At 60.2% G+C, this 22,348-nt stretch carries 17 protein-coding genes; 10 read left to right on the forward strand and 7 right to left on the reverse strand.

What is annotated here, in order from left to right; translation table 11 throughout:
- Positions 1 to 3: 3 nt before the first annotated feature.
- The 4 genes from ALFI_RS02490 (at position 4) to ALFI_RS02505 (ending at position 5,837) form a co-directional block, all read left to right on the forward strand.
- Positions 4 to 1,263 (forward strand): ABC transporter permease, encoded by a 1,260-nt coding sequence (locus ALFI_RS02490; protein ID WP_009597828.1) that lies wholly within the window; start codon positions 4 to 6, stop codon positions 1,261 to 1,263.
- 25 nt (positions 1,264 to 1,288) lie between these two features.
- Positions 1,289 to 2,398 carry an efflux RND transporter periplasmic adaptor subunit gene (locus ALFI_RS02495; protein WP_014774652.1) on the forward strand — a complete coding sequence of 370 codons (1,110 nt, stop codon included), beginning with the start codon at positions 1,289 to 1,291 and terminating at the stop codon, positions 2,396 to 2,398.
- Positions 2,399 to 2,404: 6 nt separating this feature from the next.
- The gene (locus ALFI_RS02500; RefSeq protein ID WP_009597809.1) at positions 2,405 to 3,790 is read left to right on the forward strand and encodes a TolC family protein; all 1,386 of its coding nucleotides are present in this window, start codon (positions 2,405 to 2,407) and stop codon (positions 3,788 to 3,790) included.
- Positions 3,791 to 4,175: 385 nt separating this feature from the next.
- The gene (locus tag ALFI_RS02505; RefSeq protein WP_014774653.1) at positions 4,176 to 5,837 is read left to right on the forward strand and encodes a putative transporter; all 1,662 of its coding nucleotides are present in this window, start codon (positions 4,176 to 4,178) and stop codon (positions 5,835 to 5,837) included.
- Between the two features lie 31 nt (positions 5,838 to 5,868).
- On the opposite strand, the gene ALFI_RS02510 is transcribed toward ALFI_RS02505, so the two are convergent.
- From ALFI_RS02510 to ALFI_RS02545, 7 genes are all read right to left on the reverse strand, one after another.
- Positions 5,869 to 7,299 carry a mechanosensitive ion channel domain-containing protein gene (locus ALFI_RS02510; protein WP_014774654.1) on the reverse strand — a complete coding sequence of 477 codons (1,431 nt, stop codon included), beginning with the start codon at positions 7,297 to 7,299 and terminating at the stop codon, positions 5,869 to 5,871.
- 265 nt (positions 7,300 to 7,564) lie between these two features.
- A complete protein-coding gene (locus tag ALFI_RS02520) occupies positions 7,565 to 8,065 on the reverse strand; it encodes an NUDIX hydrolase (RefSeq protein ID WP_014774655.1) in 501 nt (166 codons plus the stop codon).
- Positions 8,052 to 9,209 (reverse strand): MFS transporter AraJ, encoded by a 1,158-nt coding sequence (gene araJ / locus ALFI_RS02525; RefSeq protein ID WP_009597892.1) that lies wholly within the window; start codon positions 9,207 to 9,209, stop codon positions 8,052 to 8,054. The genes ALFI_RS02520 and araJ overlap by 14 nt, the downstream gene beginning before the upstream one ends.
- 228 nt (positions 9,210 to 9,437) lie before the next feature.
- Complete coding sequence (locus ALFI_RS02530) at positions 9,438 to 11,948, reverse strand: OstA-like protein (protein ID WP_014774656.1); 2,511 nt, start codon at positions 11,946 to 11,948, stop codon at positions 9,438 to 9,440.
- Between the two features lie 4 nt (positions 11,949 to 11,952).
- Positions 11,953 to 13,359 (reverse strand): peptidylprolyl isomerase, encoded by a 1,407-nt coding sequence (locus tag ALFI_RS02535; RefSeq protein ID WP_009597835.1) that lies wholly within the window; start codon positions 13,357 to 13,359, stop codon positions 11,953 to 11,955.
- A gap of 4 nt (positions 13,360 to 13,363) precedes the next feature.
- Positions 13,364 to 14,242: a hypothetical protein gene (locus ALFI_RS02540; protein WP_014774658.1), complete on the reverse strand. Its 879-nt coding sequence runs from the start codon at positions 14,240 to 14,242 to the stop codon at positions 13,364 to 13,366.
- Between the two features lie 59 nt (positions 14,243 to 14,301).
- Positions 14,302 to 15,216, reverse strand: a complete 915-nt coding sequence (locus ALFI_RS02545; RefSeq protein ID WP_081488068.1) for a CPBP family intramembrane glutamic endopeptidase — start codon at positions 15,214 to 15,216, stop codon at positions 14,302 to 14,304.
- A gap of 113 nt (positions 15,217 to 15,329) precedes the next feature.
- Here ALFI_RS02545 and ALFI_RS02550 point away from each other — a divergent pair, with 113 nt between their 5' ends.
- The 6 genes from ALFI_RS02550 to ALFI_RS02575 all read left to right on the forward strand — a co-directional run bounded on the left by ALFI_RS02550 (position 15,330) and on the right by ALFI_RS02575 (position 22,327).
- Positions 15,330 to 16,100 carry a ParA family protein gene (locus tag ALFI_RS02550; protein ID WP_014774660.1) on the forward strand — a complete coding sequence of 257 codons (771 nt, stop codon included), beginning with the start codon at positions 15,330 to 15,332 and terminating at the stop codon, positions 16,098 to 16,100.
- A 12-nt stretch (positions 16,101 to 16,112) separates the two neighbouring features.
- Positions 16,113 to 16,988, forward strand: a complete 876-nt coding sequence (locus ALFI_RS02555) for a ParB/RepB/Spo0J family partition protein (RefSeq protein WP_009597738.1) — start codon at positions 16,113 to 16,115, stop codon at positions 16,986 to 16,988.
- A 3-nt stretch (positions 16,989 to 16,991) separates the two neighbouring features.
- Positions 16,992 to 18,152 (forward strand): DUF5683 domain-containing protein, encoded by a 1,161-nt coding sequence (locus ALFI_RS02560; RefSeq protein ID WP_009597816.1) that lies wholly within the window; start codon positions 16,992 to 16,994, stop codon positions 18,150 to 18,152.
- 3 nt (positions 18,153 to 18,155) lie between these two features.
- Positions 18,156 to 19,538 (forward strand): lytic transglycosylase domain-containing protein, encoded by a 1,383-nt coding sequence (locus ALFI_RS02565; RefSeq protein WP_009597751.1) that lies wholly within the window; start codon positions 18,156 to 18,158, stop codon positions 19,536 to 19,538.
- A 1-nt stretch (position 19,539) separates the two neighbouring features.
- Entirely contained in the window at positions 19,540 to 20,970 is a 1,431-nt protein-coding gene (gene mnmE / locus ALFI_RS02570) for a tRNA uridine-5-carboxymethylaminomethyl(34) synthesis GTPase MnmE (protein ID WP_009597764.1), read from the forward strand.
- Between the two features lie 217 nt (positions 20,971 to 21,187).
- Positions 21,188 to 22,327, forward strand: coding sequence for a site-specific integrase (locus ALFI_RS02575; protein ID WP_004328754.1), 1,140 nt, complete (start codon positions 21,188 to 21,190; stop codon positions 22,325 to 22,327).
- Positions 22,328 to 22,348: the final 21 nt, after the last annotated feature.

Genomic DNA, 22,348 nt, shown 5'->3' on the forward strand with positions numbered 1-22,348 from the left:
GCCATGAGATTTTTCGATACGGACCGCTGGAACGAAATCTGGCAGACAATCAGCCGGAACCGCAAGCGCAGCATCATGACGGCGCTGGGCGTATTCTGGGGTATCTTCATGCTCATCGTACTGCTGGGAGCCGGCATGGGGCTGGGACGCCTGTTCCGCGCCCAGCTGGGCGGCATGTCCACCAACACGGTGCTGCTGCAAAGCAGCCGCACCTCGGTCCCCTACAAGGGCATGCCCACGGGACGCTGGTGGAGAATGGACAACGACGATCTGGAAGCCGTCAGCAAACTCGAAGAGGTGGAGTACACCTCAGGCGTCATCTGGGGCAACGAACTCCACTGCAGCTACAAAGAGCGCAAGGGCGACTATCAGATGATGGGATACACGCCCGACTACCAGAAGATCAACCCGCAGAAGATCATCGCAGGCCGTTACATCAACGAGGTAGACATGGTGCACAAGCGCAAGGTCTGCGTCATCGGCACGCAGGTGCAGAAAGACCTCTTTCCGGGCGAACCCGACCCGACGGGCAAAGTCATCAAGGTCGGAGGAAGCTACTTCACCATCATCGGCGTCATGCGCCGCGAATCGTCGGCCATGTCGTTCAGCGACGTCGAACGCACGGTTGTCGTCCCGATCTCGCTGGCGCAGCAGATGTTCGGCTACGGCCGCACGATACACCTGCTGGCGCTGGCCGGCTACAAGGACGTTCCGAGCAAACAGGTCGAGAAAGCGGCCCGCGAAGCCGTCTTCGCCCGGCACATGATCTCGCCGGACGACGAAAAGGCCGCTTGGACCATGTCCGCCGGAGAGATGTTCGACAAGGTGATGAGCCTGTTCTGGGGCATCGGCCTGCTGACGTGGATCGTGGGACTGGGCACGCTGCTGGCAGGTATCGTCGGCGTGAGCAACATCATGCTGGTGCTCGTGAAGGAGCGCACGCAGGAGATCGGCATCCGCCGCGCGCTGGGCGCCCCGCCTACGGCCATCATCTCGCAGATACTTTCCGAGAGCTTCATCCTCACCTTCATCGCCGGAATACTGGGGCTCACGGCCGCCGTCGGCGTGCTGTCGGTCGTGGATTCGGTCTACTATCAGGCGGTCACCGTGGCGCAGGAAGGATTCGAAGTGTCGTGGCAGATCTCCTTCGGGACGGGCATGCTGGCCCTCTTCATCCTGATCGCAGGCAGCCTGCTGGCGGGCGTCATCCCCGCATACCGGGCCTTGAGCATCAAGGCGGTGGATGCAATACGCGAAGAATAAACGATTAAACAAACAGATTACGGCTATGAAAAAATTTCTGAAAATCTTTCTGGGAGTGCTCTTTGCGGCGCTGCTTCTCGGAACGTTCTGGTTCCTGTGGCAGAAGACCCGCCCCGTAAAGGTCGTCTACACGATCGTGCAGCCCAAACTCGACACGCTCAAACAGTACGTGGTCGCCACGGGCAAGGTCGAGCCGCGCGACGAGGTGCTCATCAAGCCCCAGATTTCGGGCATCGTCTCCGACGTCTACAAGGAGGCCGGGCAGATGGTCCGCAAGGGCGAGGTGATCGCCACGGTGAAGGTCGTCCCCGAAATGGGTCAGCTGTCGAGCGCCGAATCGCGCGTCTCGGTGGCCGAAATATCGCTGGACCAGACCCGCCGCGAATTCGACCGCACGGAAGCCCTGCACAAGAAGGGCGTGGTGTCGGACGAGGAGTACGAGCAGGGCCGCACCGCGCTTCGGAAAGCGCAGGAGGAGCTGCAGAACGCCAAGGAGAACATGGAGATCGTCAAGAACGGCATCACCAGCCGTTACAAGGAGCTGAGCAACACCCAGATCCGTTCGACGATCGACGGCATGATCCTCGACGTCCCGGTCAAGGTCGGAAACTCGGTGATCCAGTCCAACACCTTCAACGACGGCACGACCATCGCCACGGTTGCCGACATGTCGAACATGCTCTTCCGGGGCAACGTCGACGAGACCGACGTGGGCAAGCTCCACGAGACGATGCCCGTCAAGCTGACCATCGGCGCCCTGCAGAACGTCGAGCTGGACGCCCTGCTGGAGTACGTTTCACCCAAAGCGACCGAAGACAACGGCGTCATCATGTTCGAAGTGAAGGCGGCCGTGAAGATTCCCGAAAACGTCTTCGTGCGCGCCGGATACAGCGCCAACGCCAGCATCGTGATCCAGAGCCGCGAAGGGGTGCTGACCCTGCCGGAAAGCACCGTCGAATTCGAGGGCGACAAAACCTACGTCTACCTGCTCACCAGCGCCGACGGGGCCGAGGAGCAGACCTTCGACAAGCACGAGGTCAAGATCGGGCTGTCGGACGGTATCAACATCGAACTGACCGAGGGCGTGACCGCCGAGAGCAAAGTCCGCGGCGCACGGGAAGAGAAGAAGAAATAACCACAAATGCATCGCAGCATGAAAACCAGCACCCTATTCGCCGCCCTCAGCGCGGCTGCCATGACGCTCTGTACGGCTGCCGCCGCGGCTCAGACGGTACAGGCCGCGCCGCAGGCCGCAACGCCGGCGCCCGGCACGCCGTGGTCGCTCGACGACTGCATCGGGTATGCCCTGCACAACAACGTCGGCGTACAGCAGCAGGCCCTGCAGGTGGAGCAGACCGACGTGAAACTGTCTACCTCCAAATACAGCCGGCTGCCCGACCTGAGCGCATCGGTGGGCTACAACGCCACCTTCGGGCGCGGCACCTCCGACGACAACATCCGCAAGACGGGAACCATCCAGAGCGGCTCGTTCGACGTCGGGGCCAGCATGCCCCTCTTCGACGGATTCCGCATCAACCGCGAAATCAAGGGCGGCAAGCTCGACCTCGCCGCCGCCATGCAGGATTTGGAACGCGCACGCGAAGACCTGTCAATCAACGTCATGACGCTGTACCTGCAGGTTCTCTACAACAAGGAGCTGACCCAGATCGCCGAACGCCAGCTCGAACTGAGCACCCAGCAGGCCGTCCGCAGCCGCGAGCTGGTCGCCGCGGGCAAACAGCCCGAATCGGCACGCTACGAAAGCGAAGCCCTGCAGGCCAACGACGAACTGAATCTGACGCAGGCCCGCAACGACCTGCGGCTGGCGCTGCTCAACCTGAGTCAGGCCCTCAACCGCGAGAGCGCGGCGGGATTCGACATCGTGGCGCCGCAATTCGACAGCGTGGCGCTCGCATCGCTGCACATGCTCGGCACGGCCGACGACGTCTATGCCTATGCGACGGAGAACCGCCCCCACATCAAGGCGGAACGCCTGCGGCTCGAAAGCGCCGAAAATGCCGTCCGGATCGCCAAATCCGCGCTCTACCCCTCGCTTTCGCTGCGCGGAGGCTACGGCACGGGCATCTACAGCACGCAGGAGGCCGCCTTCGGCACCCAGTTCCGCAAGAACAGCAGCGAGTTCGTCGGCGTGTCGATGAGCGTTCCGATCTTCAACCGCCGCGCCACGCACAACAGCATCCTCTCGGCCCGGATAGCCATGCGCAAACAACAGCTGGCCGTGACCGACGCCGAGCAATCGCTGCGCAAGGAGATCGAGCAGGCGTGGTACAACGCCGACGCCGCCTACGGGAAATACCGTTCGGCGGACGCCGCCCTCACCTCGGCACGGGTGGCCTTCGCCTACGAACAGCAGAAGGCCGACGCAGGCCGTTCGACGGTCTTCGACTTCAACGACGCCAAAACACGTATGGAAAAGGCCGAGTCGGAACTCGTGCAGGCGAAATACGAATTCGTATTCCGGTCGAAAATCCTCGACTTCTACCGCGGCCGGCCGCTCGAACTATGACAAACAGCCGTAAACAAGCTCGCACCGAATAAACAAATTAGGGCGGTCGAAATTCGACCGCCCTATTGCTGTCCGGAATACCAATCCCTCAAGTATTCCGACAGCTGCCGGGAGAGGCTTTCAGGCTCCTACCCGGCGCAGAAGCCCTTTTGCGTCACTAATACCCTCTTCGTCCCCTGTGCGAAGCAGGATGAAACAAAGATATGAAAATATTCCGAAGCTGTACACCCCGTGAGCGTTTTTGCCATAACTTACGGCTGAAATGATTCACACGAATGGACGAAAATGTTGCATACAGTCTCTTTCAGCCAACAAAACGTTCGGCAAAGAAATGGCTATCTGAAAAATTTGCCCTACTTTTGCAACTGAATTACAAACGGTAAAGATGGAGTGGCTAAAAAGTTTATTCGTCGAACATTCGGCGCTGCAGGCCGTCGTGGTGATCTCGCTCATCTCGACGATCGGCATCGGACTCGGTAAAATCCGCTTTTTCGGCATATCGCTGGGCGTGGCGTTCATCTTCTTCGCCGGCATTCTGGCCGGGCATTTCGGACTCACGATCGACCCGCAGATGCTGACCTATGCCGAAAGTTTCGGACTCGTCGTCTTCGTCTACGCCCTCGGTCTGCAGGTCGGCCCCGGTTTCTTCAACTCGCTGCGCGCCGACGGACTGCGCCTGTTGTCGCCGGCGGTCGCCGTAGTGCTGATCGGCACCGCGCTCGCCATAGGCATGAGCTTCACGCTGAACGTCTCCATGCCCGACGCGGCCGGCATCCTCTGCGGAGCCACGACCAACACCCCGGCGCTCGGCGCCGCGCAGCAGACGCTGCAGCAAATGGGCATCGACCCCAACGGCGCCGCCCTGAGCTGCGCCGTGACCTATCCGCTGGGCGTCGTAGGAGTCATTCTGGCCATCGTCTTCATCCGCAAGGTCTTCGTCCGGCCTTCGGACATGCCCGAACCGGACGCCGAGCACCGCAAGAACGTCTTCATCGCCAGCTACCACCTGACCAACCCCGCCGTCTTCGGCAAGAGCGTCCACGAGATCGCCTCGCAAAGCCACCACCACTTCGTCATTTCGCGCATCTGGCGCAACGGGCGGGTGTCGATCCCCACCTCGGACAAGACGCTGCAGAAGGACGACATCATCCTCGTCATCACCGCCCCGTCGGAAGCCGACGGCCTGCGGCTGATCTTCGGCGAGCAGGAACTGAAGGACTGGAACGCGGAAAACATAGACTGGAACGCCGTGGACAGCCAGCTGATCTCCCAGCGCATTCTGGTCACGCGGCCCGAAATCAACGGCAGGAAACTCTCCTCACTGCGCCTGCGCAACAACTACGGCATCAACATCAGCCGCGTCTACCGTTCGGGCGTGCAGCTGCTCGCAACGCCCGATCTGCGGCTCCAGATGGGCGACCGCCTGACGGTCGTCGGCGAAGCCGCGGCGATCCAGAACGTCGAGAAGATTCTCGGCAACGCCGTCAAGAACCTCGACGAACCCAACCTCGTGGCGGTCTTCGTCGGACTGATTCTGGGACTGGTGCTGGGGAGCATCCCCGTCAGCATTCCGGGCATCAGCCTGCCCGTAAAGCTGGGTCTGGCGGGCGGCCCGATCGTCATCGGCATCCTGATCGGCACGTTCGGTCCGCGTCTGCATATGATTACCTACACCACCTACAGCGCCAACCTGATGCTGCGCGCATTGGGGCTGTCGATGTATCTCGCCTGTCTGGGGCTGGAAGCCGGCGCGCACTTCTTCGAAACGGTCATGCGCCCCGAAGGGGCGTTGTGGCTCCTGCTGGGATTCCTGCTGACGTTCGTTCCCGTCGTATTGCTGGGCGTCTTCGCGCTGCGCGTCCTACGCATCGATTTCGGTTCGGTATCGGGCATGCTGTGCGGCAGCATGGCCAACCCGATGGCGCTGACTTACGCCAACGACACGATCGAAGGCGACAATCCGTCGGTCTCCTACGCCACGGTCTATCCCCTCTGCATGTTTTTGCGAGTGGTCATCATTCAGGTGATGCTGATGATTTTCCTGTAGATTGCGGCCCTGCGGCCTGCTCCGGGTTCGGCTACGGCGTCGGCTCCGGCTTCCGCCCCGACTCCGGCTCTTGCTTCGGCATCGGTTCCTGCGTAGGCATCGGTTCCGGTTTTTGCTTCGGCTTCGGTTCCAGCTTCGGTTCCGGCGCCCGGCCTTGCCCCCTTCTCTGCTCCATTTTCCGCCCCATTCCCGGCTCCGGCTTCAGATAACGCAGGGCCGCAATGTCGCTGCCCGACGGATTCTGGAATACCCGCAGGTCGAATTCGGGAATCACGGCCAGCACGTGGTCGAAAACATCGGACTGTATCCGCTCGTAATCCACCCATATCACCGTATCGGTAAAGAAGTAGAGTTCCATCGGAAGTCCCGTCTCGGTAGGCTGCAGCTGACGCACCATCAGCGTCATCCCTGCGTTCACGGGCACTTCGTTGCGCAGATAACGTTCGAGATAGGCCCGGAAGACGCCGAGATTGGTCTGATGCAGGCCGTTGATCCTGCGTTCGCCGGGTTTGATGCCGTGCGTGGCATTGTACTCCTCGACGCGGCGTTCGGTATCGTCGATATATTCGCGGATCAGGTCGATACTGCGGTATTTATTCAGCATCTCAGGCGTACAGAACCGCACGCTGGTCATGTCGATACTCACCGAGCGCTTCACGCGGCGGCCTCCCGACGCCTGCATGCCGCGCCAGTTCTGGAACGAATCGCTCACCAGCAGGTAGGGCGGCAGCGTAACGATCGTATTGTCGAAATTGCGGACTTTCACCGTCGTGAGCGACACCTCGATCACCGAGCCGTCGGCCCCGTATTTGGGAACCGAAATCCAGTCCCCCACCTTGAGCATGTCGTTGGCCGAAAGCTGGATGCCGGAGACGAATCCCAGAATGCTGTCGCGGAAAATCAGCATGATGATCGCCGCCGACGCTCCCAGACCGGCCAACAGACTGGCGGGCGACTTATCGATCAGGATCGAAACGATCAGTATGCCGCAGATCAGCGCCGCAATGCCCTGCCCGGTCTGCCTGAGCCCCTTGATCGGCTTGTTCTGCCATGCGGGACGCGCCGAAGCGATTTGGAAAACCGCAAAGAGCACGGCATTGATAAAGCGGAATACCGCCACAACGATATAGACCTCGACCAGCCGCGTCACTATCGTCCGGGCTTCGGACTGCTCTTCGAAAACCACCGGCAGAACGATCCCCAGCACGACGGCGCTGACGACGTTGCACAAACGGCTCAGCACATCGGGGTTGAACAGATCGTCGTCCCACGTGGCTTTGGTGCGCTTGACGATGCGCCGCATGCCGCGCACGAGGATCGTGCGGCACACGAAGTCGAAGAGCGCCACCGCCAGCAGTACCAGCGTAAAGGCCACCCAGCGGTCCCAGCCGCTGTCCTGCGCGGACGCGAGTCCCAGCCATTCGAGCAGGGCGTCGGCCCAATGTTTCAGGAGTGTCTGCATACGGCATTCCTATCAATTATCAGACCCGTTCGTGAAAAATGATTCCGAGGTCGTCGTTTTACAAAAAAAGATGTGCGATACGGCGGTGCCGCACCTATCCGGCATACGTTCCGCCGGCATCGGCCCGCCCCGGCGGCGCGGACACGGCGCGGATGCAACACGAATGCGGTACAATCGGGGCAAAACGCGGCACGAACCGGCCCCGCCACATTAAGCCGCTGCCTTACAGCCGCTTCCCCGTTTACAAAGATACGAAATAAAGCGGTTATTCAAAAATCAGTTTCACTTCACCTTCGAAATTCGGAGTGAACACCCCTTTGCCGAGGTTATCCAGCACCTCGGCCCGGCTCCAGAACCGCCCGCCGTCCAGTTCGTCGCTCGGCGCCACCGGCCCGTCGTACACCGCACGATGGACATAGACCAGTTCGCGCTCCCGCTCCGAGCGGAATACGTAGACCGCTACCCGTTCGGGCGTAAACTCGGTCACCCCCAGCTCCTCGCGCACCTCGCGCCGCAGAGCTTCATCCACCGTCTCGCCGTAATCGACATGGCCGCCCACGGCCGTATCCCAGCGTCCGGGCTGAATGTCTTTCCACTCCGGCCGCTTTTGCAGGTAAAGCTCGCCGCGGGAATTGAACAGATGCAGGTGCACCACCGGATGCAGCAGCATCGACCCGCCGTGGCATTCGCCGCGCGTAGCCGATCCCACGACAACGCCGGAGGGATCGACCACCGGAAAAAGTTCCGAACCGTTATCGCATCTCATGGCGGGGATATTTACGTATATAAATCACGACGGTCAGCAAACCGAGCAGGACGAATCCCATGCCCGCGAGAGCCGTATAACGATACCCCAGCCCGTGGTCGATCGGCAGGCCGCCGCAGTAGGCGCCCAGCGCATTGCCCAGATTGAATGCCACCTGCACCAAAGCCGCCCCCAGCATCTCGCCGCCGCGCGAATTCTCCAGAATAAGCAGCTGCTGGGGCGACGAAACACAGAACAGACATCCCGTGCAGAGCACCATCAGGGCGACGGAGAGGTAACGGACGTGCGCCCCGAAGTAAATCGCGAGGAGCGTCGCCGCGGCCGTGGCCAGCGTGAAACGCACGACCTTCTCAGGCGTAAAACGATCGGAAAAATGGCCTCCGATGATATTGCCCGCGAACATGCCGAACCCGGCGAGCATGATGATCAGCGTCAGGTCGTCCGCCGTGAATCCCGAAGCGTGAATCATCAGCGGGCTGACGTAACTGTACCAGCAGAAAATGCCGCCGTTGCCCAGCATCACCGACAACAGCACGAGCCACGGCGCGAGACTGCGCAGAAAACGGAACTGGCCTTTCAGCCCCGTATCGGGCAGCGGTTCCATGCGCGGCACCCACAACCGCACCAGCAGCAGCGCCACGACGCCCCACACGGCCACGATTCCGAACGTGGCGCGCCACGTCAGGACGTTGCTGATATAGGTTCCCAGCGGCACGCCGAACAGATTGGCGACGGTCATGCCGACGATCATGATCGACACGGCTTCCGTACGCTTCCCGGCGTCGGCGACCCGCTCGGCGACGATCGACCCCACACCGAAGAATGCGCCGTGGGGAAGTCCCGAAACGAAACGCAAGCCCAGCAGCGACCAGTAATCGGGAGCCAGCGAAGCGCAGAGATTACCCGCCGCGATCATCGCCGTAAGCGCCAGCAGTATCTGTTTCAGCGGACGTTTCCGGGCGACGAGCACCATAAGCGGCGCGCCGAAGCAGACGCCCAGCGCATAGGCGGAAATGAGGTGCCCCGCCTCCGGAATCGAGACGCCGAGACTGCGGGCGATATCGGGCAGAATGCCCATCATCACGAACTCCGACATTCCGAGCGCAAGCGTTCCGAACGCCAAGGCTATCAGACTCTTTTTCATAGAGGAACTACATTAACCGTAACCGGCTGCAAAAATAACACAAAAGGTGAAAAGTTATTCGCCTTTCACCTTTGCATTCTGTTGTTTTTATGGTCATCCCGGTCGGCCCGGCCAAACAATCGGGTCAAGCGGGCCGGTCAAACGCCCCGGCTGAACGATCGGGCCAAACAATCGGGCAGAACCGCAACCAACCGAACGATCCGGCAGAACCGAACCGGCTCCGCGCCGCTATTCCGCGGGCGCCTCCGTCTTGCGCGGCTGGCCCACTTCGTAGCCGAGGGAGTGCATCCACTCGACTGTCGCGGCATCGACCTGATCGTTGCGGTCGGTCCAGCGGCGCTGTTCGATCAGACGCTTCCTGTGCTCGTCGATGCGCTGCATGATGGGGAAATCGGGATGTTTCATCTCCGAACGCCGCTCGCGCTCCGAAGGACGTATCCGGCGGTCGAAGACCTCGGCCTGCGAAGGCCGCCGCGCCCCCTCCCACTTGAATCCCTTGAGACGGATATCCTGCGTCGGCGGAATCTTGTCCATCGGGTAGAAATTATAGACCGGATCGCCGCGGTAGGTGATCTGCACCACCTGCTTGTCTTCGATAAAGAACGATATTTCGCCGCTTTCGATGACGCCCATCATCGTGATCTCGACGGGTTCGCCGTCCTGCATGTAATAGATGGTCTGGGCATTGCCGTTCACATCGTTGCGGTAAATCTGGTTGTTGAAGAAGTAAGCCGTCATGGTCTTGCCCGCCACCTGATTGTAGTGCGTCGTATCGAGCTGGCTGACCATCATCGGACTGCCGATGAACTCGGCCCGCGTGAGCTGCTGGTTCTCGGTGAAAATGTCCATCACGTCGGAGGTGATCTGGTTGTTCTCGTTCCACAACACGGGATCGATGTAGAGGTGGATCGTCGAATCGGTACTGATCGCCGTCATCGAATCGCACACGGTCTGGAAATCCGAGCGGTAGATCTTCACGTTCCGGAACCCTTTCAGCAGACGGTATATGCTGTCGCGGGGCGCAGCCAGCGAGTCGATCGAATCGGCCGGAACCGCCATCGCCGCCGTGTCGGTCAGCAGCGAATCGACCAGCAGGTTCAGCAGCGAATCCTGCTCGGCCATGTTGAGCACGATCAGCGAATCAAGTTCGCGCAGGGCCGTCGAATCGATCTGAATCATCCGTCCTTTGCGCGTCGCACGCGCCTGACGGGCCTTGAGCTTCGATTCCGCCTTCAGGCGGCGCGCCGTGAGCCGGGCTTCCTCGCGCTCCTTCTGCTCCAGCAGCCGGGCCGTCATTTTCTCCTTGCGCCGGGCCGCTATCTCGTCCAGCTTCTTCTTTTTCTCCTTGGCGGCGGCCGCCTTTTCCTCGGCCTTGGCTCTCTTCGCCGCCTCTTTCAGCAACGCCTTGCGCTGGGCGACGGTCAGCGTATCCGCAGCATTGGCCAGCGAATCGGCAGGCGCCGCGCCGCCCAGAGAATCGGCGGGAGCGGGTCGGTCCGGCGCGTCGAGAGGCGACGGCGCGACATGCGGCGAATCCGCGTCTCCGCCGGCCGCCAATGAATCTGGTACGGAACCGGCGGTTGCCAACGAATCGGCGGCGTCTACGCCCTGCGGCCTGCGGCCGGAACGGGGACGCCCCAGCGAATCGGCCGGAACGTCGGCTCCTCCGGCAGCATGCGCCAGCGAATCGGCCCCCGGCAGCGCCAGCGAGTCGGCCGAACGGGCGAGCGAATCGGCAGCTGCAGCCTCCGCGGCCCGGCGTTCGGCGTTTTCGTTGATCGTAAACAGGAACATCGAATCGGCGCGCATGAAAAGCGAATCGCCCTGCGAGAGGTCGTAGCTCACGATCGACGGGCGGCGCGTGAGAAATGCGTTTCCAGGCTCCTTCCAGTATTCGCCGTAATCGCCGAAGGCGAGCACCTTGTGCTCGGTATCGTCGATCTGAATGTCGCGCCATAAAATTATATGGTCTTCGGCCCGGTAGAAATCGATGCTGTCGCTCCACATCTCCTGCTTGTCGGTCAGCACGTACCCGTTGCTGGTCACCTTGTAAAGCGAGTCGGCTTTGCGGTAAGCGCCGCGGTCGGCATACAGATAGTCGCCCTCCTTGTTCCAGATATTGGTGTGTTTAAAGAAAAAGGCGTTGTCGGTAGCCATGTTGTAGACCACCGAGTCGCCCTTCAGTTCGTATTCGTCGTTGCGCATTTCGACCCGGTCGACGCAGACCAGCTCCTTGCTGTTGGCGTAGTAGTAACCGCGCACCGACTCCAGCCGGCTGTCACGGTTGACAAGCACGCCGCCCCCGCCGAATTCGCCGACGTTCTCCTTCGTGTTGAAAAGGAACTCGTAGGTGTAGAGCGTGGCGTCCTCGTCGACCACCTTGACGATATCCGAAAATACGCGGGCTTCGTTCACCTCGCCGTTGTATTCGGCCCGGTCGCCGTAAATATAGGTCGTATTCTTGTTGATCAGGACATTGCCGAAGAATTCGATGCGCATGTCCGAATAGCGGACGGCGCTGTCACACGTAATGACGGCGCCGTTGTGCTGCGCGGCGAAGTTGCCCACCAGAAAGATCACCGAATCGCCCGGAGCCACGGGACCCATGTTGTCCGACTTGAGGTCGATGAGTTTCTTCTCGGCCGGCTGCTCCGCCTCAGGCGCCTGCATCCCGCCGCGGGCGAAAATCACACTGCCGGCGGCCAATGCGACGACCGCTATGGAAAGGAGCCTGCGCACGGTTTTACTTCACCCAATGTTTGTTCTCGAACGCTCCGTCGCGGAATTCGGGATCGATATAGACATACATGGCGTCGATCTTCTTCGACAACCAGTCCTTGAAGACCTTTTCCTGCTTGGCGTTGAGCGCCATCTCCTCCAGCCGGAGGTAGTCCTCGTTGAGCGACGCCACGTGCGTCGGAATGATCTCCACCAGCTTGACGACCTTGGCCAGCTGGTTGCCCATGATGTCCTCGGTCAGGAAAGCTTCCGACACCTCGCCGGGCTTCAGCCGCACCAGCGCGTTGTAATCGTTGAGCGCGTTGAAGTGGGCGAAATCCTCGCGCAGGAACTTCGTCACGGTCAGCTTGGCGTCGAAAGCGCTGAAACGCTCCAGAATGTCGTGGTTCGAGACGATACCGCCGTTCATCTTCGACGTCGCATCGTCGGAATAGAGCAGCGCGGCCTTCTCGAAGGTGATCGAATCCTTGCGGATCAGATTGGCGATGCTGTCCAGAAAATGCGTGCCCTCCGTAAGCTCGTCGATCGTATAGACCGGACGCAGCAGGATATGGCGGAAATGGTAGAGACTCCCCCGCTTGTCGAGCATCTGAATGATGTGGAATCCGAACTGCGATTCGACGACCTCCGAAATCTGTCCGGGCTTCATGTTTTCGAGCGCCGCGGCGAACGAAGAGTCGAGACTGGCGAGCGGCGCAGGGTCCATCTCGCCGCCGCGCATCATCGTTCCGGGGTCCTGCGAATACATGCGGGCCAGATTCTCGAACTTGGCCTTGCCCGTGATGACGCGTTCGCGCATGTCCAGCAGACGCTCGCGCGTACGCTGCTTGGCCTGCGTGATCGACTTGGGGAAACGGGTGATCTGCGCATAGACATACTGCTCGGCGATGGTCGGCAGGCTGTCCTTGTCGATCGACTTGTAGAAACGCTCGACCTCGCCCGGAATGACCGCGACCTTGCTCACGACCTCGTTCTGCATGGAGCTGGCGTAGGACTGCTCCTCGTAGCGCTGACGCATGTTCTCGCGGATGTTGAAAATGGCCATGTGGTGCTTGGCTTCGAGCCGGGGAATCGATCCCTCGGCCTCGATCATGTTCTGCACCTGCTCCTCGACGTGCGAAGCGATGTCGCCGGCATTGATCTTCACCGAGTCGATCTGCGCCTGATTGAAGAGCAGTTTCTGGGTCATCAGCGCTTCGAGCGCCTCGTTCATCGGATCGCGGTCGGAGGTGTACCCCTCCGCGCGGCGCTGCGCCGTGAGCTGGCGCGCGTGATCCGCCACCTCGGAATAGAGAATCGAGGAAGAACCCACGACGGCGACCACCTTGTCGAGCATCACCTGCTGTTTCTGGGCGAAGGCCCCCGCAGCGAGCACGGCGAGAGCCGCCGCCATTATACCTTTTTTCAACATTGCGTTATACTTTATCGTTTGTATTTTCAAAAATCTTCGCCTCCCCGTTCTCCACGGCGCGGTTGTACAGCTCCTCCTCGTGGCTGCGGATGATCTCGCCCTGCCGCTGGTTGAAGAGGATGCGGCGGATCGTACTCCGCAGGCGTTCGAGGGGAATAGGCTCGCCCTCGCGCCGCACGGCGTCGATCTGGAAATAATAGTACGAATGGCTGTCTCGCATCGCCTGCACGGCGTTCGACGACAGCACCGAATCGTAATTCTGCGACCTGAGGGTCGGCAGGAAACTCAGAAACTCCGGAAAATCGACCCACTGTTCCCGGAAATCGGTCACCGTGAAGTCGTTTTTCTCGCAGATATCCCGGAAATCCTGCTGCTGGGCGGCGGATTTGGCCCCCATCAGCTCCTTCAGCTTCCGGGCCTGACGATAGCCTTCGCCGAACTGCACGATCCGCCCCTTGACCAATGTACGGTCCAACCGGAAATCGGCCTTGTGCGCATTGTAATAGGCCGTAATCTCGTCGTCGGTGAACGTCGTGTCGATGCTCCGGTCCACATACAGCTGGTTCAGCTTGCGGATCAGCAGCGCCTGACGGTACTCCTCGACCATCTTGTCGATATCGTCGCCCGAAGCCGAAAACAGCGTCTCGGCCTCCTTGAGCTTGAGCTGCTTGCGCACCCACCGGTCCACGTATACCTTCATGAACGCCGCGCTGTCTTCGCCCGTGACTCCCTTGGGAACCACCGACTCCACATCGCGCAGCTGCAGCTGCTTGCCGCCGGCGCGCGCCAGCGTGGTATCGCTGGCGAAATAGCCCGGCATCTCCCGGCAGCCCGCCAGAAAAACCGAAGCCGCCACGACTGCTATTTTCGCTCGCAAATTCATAATCCGGAGGACAAAGATACAGTTTTTACTCGTAACTAACGCAGCCCCGGCCCAGATTATTACGCCGCCGCCCGATTTTTATCCTCGGCTTTCAGGCGCCGCAGCGCGAGGAGCATCATGTAACCCGAAACGGCGAAGACAGCCAGCGCACCGATATAAATCAGCACATAGAGCGTCCTGCTGCCGACCAAGTCGATCAGCATGGCGTTGCCGTGCCCGGTGACCAGCGCCAGATAGGCGATTCCGTTATTGACGGCATGGAGTATGATCGTAGACCAGAGCGAGTCGGTCCGCATGTAGACGAATCCGAGCACCAGACCGATGGCGAAGGCGTTCACCGCGACGGTCGGATGCACGTGCACGATGCCGAATACGGCCGATGAAACCAGCCATGCGGCCATCACGCCGTATTTTGCGCGCGTCGATTCGAGCAGCACGCCGCGGAAAATCACCTCTTCGAACAGCGGCGCCATCACCACGACCGTAACGATCGCCCACGCGCCGCGTCCGTAGGCGTTGGGCACTTCGGGCAGCAGGCTCAGCAGCGGTTCGAGCACCACCGACGTGGCGAGCATGAAAACCACGCCCCAGAGCAGCAGGACGGGATTCAGTCCGCGGGAGGAGAAATGCGCGATGATTTTCGGACCCCGGCGCCGGCTGCGGTAAAAGAGAAATCCCACGAGCGTAAGGGTCATGGCGACAAAATAGGATACGGCGTTGAAATGCCCTACGAGCACCTGTTCGGCGGTGCTCACCGTTTCGTCGGCGCTCGCCAGCAGCGCCTGATCGGGCCACTTGCAACCCACCAGCAGCGCCGTTACGGCGCCCACGACCTGCGCCAGCAGGAAAATGCCGAAAAAGACCAGATAATCGGCCAGTGCGGGAAATTTCCCCTGCAGTTTCCAGATTTTACCGACGGCCTCAGGAGCCGGCGCCGGCTCCTGCACGGGAGCCTCTGTTTTTTTTTCTGTCATATAGCGTGTAACTATCAATCCGTTCCGAGTTCAAAGATAAGCAATTTTCGGTTACGGTTATGGATTTCCATTTAAAATCATTAAATTTGCCCGATTATAAACCCGATCGAAACATGGCAAAGGTTATCGCATTAGCGAATCAGAAAGGCGGCGTGGGCAAGACCACGACGGCCATCAACTTGGCGGCCTCGCTGGCCCTGCTGGGCAAGAAGGTGCTGCTGCTCGACGCCGATCCGCAGGCCAACGCCACCTCCGGCTTGGGCTTCGACATCAATCTGGAGGGCGTCTACGAATGTATCGCAGGACTCAAAAAGCCCGAAGAGGTGCTCCTCCAAAGCCCCGACGTGAAGAATCTATGGGTGCTGCCCTCGTCGATCGATCTGGTGGCCGCCGACACCGAACTGCCGAAAATGGAGGATGCGCACCACGTGATGAAACGCATCGTAGACTCCGTCCGCGACCGCTTCGACTACATCTTCATCGACTGCTCCCCCTCGCTGGGCTATACGACCGTCAATATCCTCACGGCCGCCGACACGGTGCTTATTCCCGTGCAGTGCGAGTACCTCGCCCTCGAAGGGCTTTCGAAACTGCTCAACACCATCCGCAAGGTCAAAAGCGGCCTGAACCCCGCACTGGACATCGAGGGCTTCCTGCTGACGATGTATATGCGCAACAGGCTCAACAACCAAGTCGTGAACGAGGTGCGCGAACATTTCGGTCAGCTGGCCTACGACACAATAATTCAGCGCAATATCCGTTTGGGAGAAGCCCCCTCGCACGGAAAGCCCGTCATGCTGTACGATGCCGGGGCCGTGGGTTCGGAGAACTACCTCACCTTGGCGCGGGAGTTCCTCAAACGCAACCGTAAACGAAGCAAATAACAGAACGCAGCTATGAAACAACCGAAGGGATTAGGGCGCGGACTCGACGCCATATTCGGCACCGACGCCGTAGACGCCAAGCTCAAGCCGATGAGCCAGATGACCGAAATCGACATTGCGGAAATCATTCCCAACCCCACGCAGCCGCGTACGCAATTCGACGAAGAGGCCCTCGACGAGCTGGCCGACTCGATCCGCCAGCTGGGCATCATCCAGCCCATTACGGTCAAGAAATCGGGCGACGGCAAATATATCATCATCAGCGGCGAACGCCGCTGGCGGGCGGCGCAGCGCGCCGACCTGAAGAGCCTTCCGGCCTATGTCCGCGAGGTGGACGACGAAAACCTGCACGCCATGGCCCTCGTGGAGAATATCCAGCGGCAGGACCTCAACGCGATCGAAATCGCGCTGGGCATGCAGCGTCTGATCGAGGAGTGCAACCTCACGCAGGACGCGCTCTCCGAAAAGGTCGGCAAGAAACGTTCGACCGTCTCGAACTACATGCGTCTCTTGAAACTGCCCGACGAGGTGCAGCTGGCCCTCAAGGAGGGGCTGATTTCGATGGGACACGCCAAGGCCATCGCCGGCGCCCCGCAGGAGCTGCAGCTCCGCACGCTGAAGAAGATCCTCAAGAAGAGCCTTTCGGTCCGTCAGGCCGAGGAGCTGGTGCGCACGCTCACCGAGCAGCCCGCCGAAGCGGCACAAAACATGGAGGACGAAGAGTATCCCGAAAGCTATTCGCGGCTGGTGGAACAGCTCGAAAAGTTCTTCTCGCAGGAAATCAGCATCAAACGCTCGAAAAACGGCGGCGGACGGATCGTCATCGGCTTCGACGACGACAAGGACATCGAACAATTCATCGAACGGTTCTCCGGCCGCCTCAAATAAAATATGGTAAGAATCCGGTTCAGACACCTGCTGCCGATACTCGCGGCACTCACGTTGTGGCTTCCCGCCCAAGCGCAGCTCCACCGCGGGGCGCGCACCATCGTGCGCGGGGGCATGCTCGTGCAGCGGGATTCGCTCGCCTCGAAAACCGACTCGCTGGCCGACCTCTCGCTGGTCCGCGAACTGGATTCGCTGATGACGGGACTCTTCGCGGCCGACTCGGCCGCCGTCGCGGAGCTGCGCACCGACGACATAAGCAAAGCCGACTCGCTCTACCGGCTCAAAATGGCCGGCATAAAGATCGAATCGGACACCACCAAGCATAAACGCGGCTGGCTGATGAGCGATTCGATGTCGCTCTCGAAAGTGTGCTGGATCTCGACCGTACTGCCCGGTTACGGACAGATTTACAACAAACAATACTGGAAACTGCCCGTTCTCTACGGCACCTTGGGCGCGGGTCTGGCCCTCTATCTCCACGAAAACAAGACCTACAAGCCCCTCAAGCGCGAATACGAAGCCTACACGAACAAAAACCTCTCGCGCACGCCCGAACTGGACGCGCTGCAAAGCAGGATGATCCGCAGCAACACCCGCCGGCAGGTCTATCTGGGCCTTACGGTGGCCTCGTACATCTACTTCATCGGCGACGCCGCCGTGAACTACTCGACCAACGAGGTATCGGACGTCAAGAAAGCCACCACGCTGGCCTGCATCTTCCCCGGCGCGGGACAGATTTACAACAAAAGCTATTGGAAAGTCCCCTTCGTCGTGGGCGGTTTCGCCGCGATGATCTACTGTATCGACTGGAACAACCGCGGCTACCAGCGTTTCAAAAAGGCATACCGGCTGCTGAGCGACTACGAAAAGAATCCGGACGCCTACCCCGACGGCCCGACCGACGAATTCCACGGCCGCTACTCGGCGGACTTCATCCGCAACCTGCGCAACAACTACCGCCGCAACCGCGACCTCTGCATCATCATCTCGGCCGGACTGTACGTCCTTCAGATCGTGGACGCCCATGTGGACGCCCACCTGAAAGACTACGACGTCTCCGACGACCTGTCGATGAATCTCGAACCGCTGGTCGATTATACATACGTTCCCTCCGCCGGCGGCAACCGTGCGGTATTCGGGTTCAACCTGAGTTTCAAATTCTAACCGATGAGAATCCTCCTGACCATAGTGCTGCTGATGGCCGTCGCTGCGCCCGCATCGGGCCTCGACCGCAAACCCCGCAAGAAAGAGAAGAAAAAAGCCCGGACCGAAGCCGTCGCCGAACCCGCACCGGCCCCCGCTCCTCCGGCCGCAAAGCCCGCACACACCGAGCGCAAAACCGAACCTGCCGCGCCGGCACCCGCACCGCTCCCGGATAACGACATGACGCTGGGACTGACGGCCGCGCAGGCCGATTCGCTGGTCGCCGTATGGCGCGAAAGGCAGTGCTGCGACTCGTTCAGGGAGTTCTTCGACAACTATATTCTGGTGGACAGCACACAGACCGGCGCTGTTCCCGACTCGGTCTATACCCGGCGTCTGCGCGACCTCGCATCGCCCATCCAGCTCCCCTACAACAGCATCGTCCGGGGCTACATCAACCGTTACACCGACTCCCGCTACGGCACGATCAGCCGGATTCTGGGCATGTCGCAGTACTATTTCCCGCTGATCGAGGACGAGCTGCTCAAAGAGGGGCTTCCCATCGAGCTGCGGGCCCTGCCGATCATCGAATCGGCGCTCTCCGTCACGGCCGTATCGCCCATGGGCGCCGTAGGACTGTGGCAGTTCATGCCCTCGACGGGCAAAAGCTACGGACTTGAGGTCAATTCGCTGGTCGACGAACGCCGCGACCCGGTCCGTTCGACGCAGGCCGCCTGCCGTTACCTCAAAGACCTTTACGCCATCTACAAAGACTGGTCGCTGGCCATCGCCGCCTACAACTGCGGTCCGGGCAACGTCAATAAGGCGCTGGCCCGCGCAGGCGAGAAGAGCCGCACCTTCTGGGACATCTACGACTACCTGCCCCGCGAAACGCGCGGCTACGTCCCCGCCTTCATCGGTGCGTCGTATGCCTACGCCTACCACCGCCAGCACGGCATCGAACTCACCGAAGCCCCGATTCCGCTGGCCACCGACACCGTCCGCATCGACCGGATCATGCACCTCCAGCAGATCGCCTCGACAATCGACGTGCCGATCGAAACCCTGCGCCAGCTCAACCCGCAGTACAAACTCGACATCATCCCGGCCACGACCAAACCCTATACGCTGGTGCTTCCGCAGCGCAGCCTGACGCAGTACGTCGCCAACGAGCCTGCTATTCTGGCCAAAGACTCGCTGTACCTCAAGGAATACATCAACCCGGCGAACCTCGACAAAAAGCGTCAGGAACGTTCCGGAACAGTCTATACCGTCAAGAAGGGCGACACGCTGGGCGCCATCGCCCGCCGCTACCGGGTGACCACGGCGCAGCTCATGCGCTGGAACAACATCAAGAGCGCCCACAAACTCCGCATCGGACAACGGCTCCGCATCGAAGGAAGGTAAGATGATCTGCGACCACGATACCATTGCAGCTCCGGCCACCGCCGCAGGAGGGGCGCTCGCCGTCATCCGCGTAAGCGGCGGCAACGCGCTGACGATCTGCGACCGCATTTTCCGGGGAAGCGCGCCGCTGGCCGATGCCGGGGGCTATACGGTTCATTACGGCCATATCATGGCCGACGGGCGAACGCTCGACGACGTGCTGGTCACGGTATTCCGGGCGCCCCGTTCCTATACGGGCGAAGACGCCGCCGAAATCTCGTGCCACGGTTCGCAGTACATCGTCACCGAAACGCTGCGCCTGCTGACCGCCGCCGGCGCACGCATGGCCCAACCGGGCGAATTCACCATCCGGGCCTATCTTGCGGGCAAACTCGACCTCTCGCAGGCCGAAGCCGTGGCCGACATCATCGCCTCGTCCTCGCGGGCGTCGCACGCGCTCGCCGCCAACCAGATGCGCGGGGGTTATTCCGCAGCGTTCGACACCCTGCGCGAAAAACTGCTGCACCTCACCTCGCTGCTGGAACTCGAACTCGACTTCTCGGAAGAGGAGGTCGAATTCGCCGACCGCACCCAGCTGCGTGACACCATGCGGCAGATCAAGGAGCGGATCGACGCCCTGCGTAGCTCGTTTTCGCTCGGCAACGCCATCAAGGAGGGAGTCGCCGTAGCCATCGTCGGAGCGCCAAACGTCGGAAAAAGCACCTTGCTCAACCGCCTGCTCAACGAAGAACGGGCCATGGTCTCGGACATCGCCGGCACGACGCGCGACATCATCGAAGAGCGCGCCAACATCGACGGGATCGTTTTCCGGTTCCTCGACACGGCCGGCATCCGCAGCACGAACGACACCCTCGAACAAATGGGAATCGCCCGCACCATGTCAAGCATCGAACGGGCGCAGATCATCATCCGCCTGATCGACGCATCGCAGCCCGCCGTACCCGTATCCGGCGGAAGCCCTTCATCCGGACAAACGGGCCGGAAATCCGCCCCTGCGGTTCCGAGCGCCGATTCGGCCGCCGACACCCAAAGCCCGGACTTTCCGCTCCGTCCCGACCAAACGCTGCTGACGGTATACAACAAAATCGACAAAACACCCGGTCTCGCACTTCCCGAAGGCGCCGTCGGCATCTCGGCACGCAACGGCGACGGCATCGACGACCTGCGCCGGATCCTGCGCGACGCGGTCGATACGGAAGCGCTCTACCACGGCGGCACGGTCATCTCCAACAGCCGCCATTACGAAGCCCTGACGTCGGCGTCCGAAGCCCTGAGCGCCGCCCTCGACGGTCTGCGCGACAACCTTCCGACCGACCTGCTGAGCGAAGAGATCCGTCAGGTCATCCGCCATCTGAGCGGCGTCACCGGGCAGGACATCGTCCCGGAAGAGGTCCTCAAAACCATATTCTCGAAGTTCTGCATCGGAAAATAGGTCGTCATTTTTCCAATTAACCAAAACGCCATTTCGCCAGCACATCATCGGCATATAAACAGCAATAACAAAGCTATTTACAGTTTTATCTGCCAAACAAAATTTTCTCATCTCTTTGCTGTACGGATGCAAATAATTTGTTACTTTTGTGTTGCTATTCTGTTACTCGGCCAAAATGAGTAACAGAAGTAACAAAAATCATTCAACGCAAAAGGATATGGCGGAGATCAAAGAACCGATCCGGATCAGGCGCAAGAAGCTGACGAACGGGAACGTCAGCCTCTACCTCGACATCTACCTGAACGGAAAGCGGGAATACGAATTTCTGAAACTGTACCTCATTCCCGAAAAGACAAAAGCCGACAGGGAGGCGAACCGGCAAACCCTCCAACTCGCCAACTCGATCAAGGCACGGCGCATCGTCGAGGTGCAGAACGGCGAGCATGGCTTCAAGTCGGCATACGCCTCCGACACCCTCTTCTTCGACTACTACCGTGCGATGTGCGCCCGGCGGCTCGGAGCGGAGAGTACCGGAAATTGGGGGAATTGGAAATCATGCCTGAAACACCTCCAAAAATACGAGCCGAACGAGCGGATCAGGTTCTCGCAGATCACGCAGGAATGGGTGCAGGGATTTCGGGACTATTTAGAGAAAGATGCGTGCGCGTGGAGCTGCGACGAGCGGGATCGCATCAAGGATCATCCGCTGTCTCGCAATTCACGGGTCAGCTACTTCAATAAACTGCGGGCCTGCCTGAATCAAGCATACGAGGATCGCATCATACCTATCAACCCCATGAGGGGCGTCGAGGGTTTCAAGGCCGAAGAGGGAACACGCATGTACCTGACCATCGAAGAGGTGCAGCGGCTCGCTCAAACAGAATGCGAATATCCGGCCATCAAGCGGGCGTTCCTGTTCTCCTGCCTGACGGGACTGCGCCGCTCCGACGTGATCCGTCTGACATGGGGCGATGTGCATCAGCAGGGAGAGTTCACTCGGATTATCTTCAAACAGAAGAAGACCAGCGGACAGGAATATCTCGACATCCCGCCGCAGGCCGCCGAACTCATGGGCGAGCGCGGCAAGGACGCCGAGCATATCTTCCCCAACATCCACTCTCCGAGTTGCACCAACGAAACGATCAAAAGGTGGGTATTGCGGGCCGGAATCCATAAGGATATAACCTTCCATTGCGGCCGCCACACGTTCGCGGTGATGATGCTCGACCTCGGAACCGATATTTATACGGTCAGCAAGCTACTCGGACATCGGGAGCTATCGACCACGCAGATTTACGCAAAGGTGCTCGACAAGAACAAGCAGGCAGCGGTCGCCAAGATACCCGACATATTCTAACGAAGAAAGGCATCGGTTTCG

This window comes from Alistipes finegoldii DSM 17242 (genome assembly GCF_000265365.1).
In the GTDB taxonomy this organism is placed as follows: Bacteria; Bacteroidota; Bacteroidia; order Bacteroidales; family Rikenellaceae; genus Alistipes; species Alistipes finegoldii.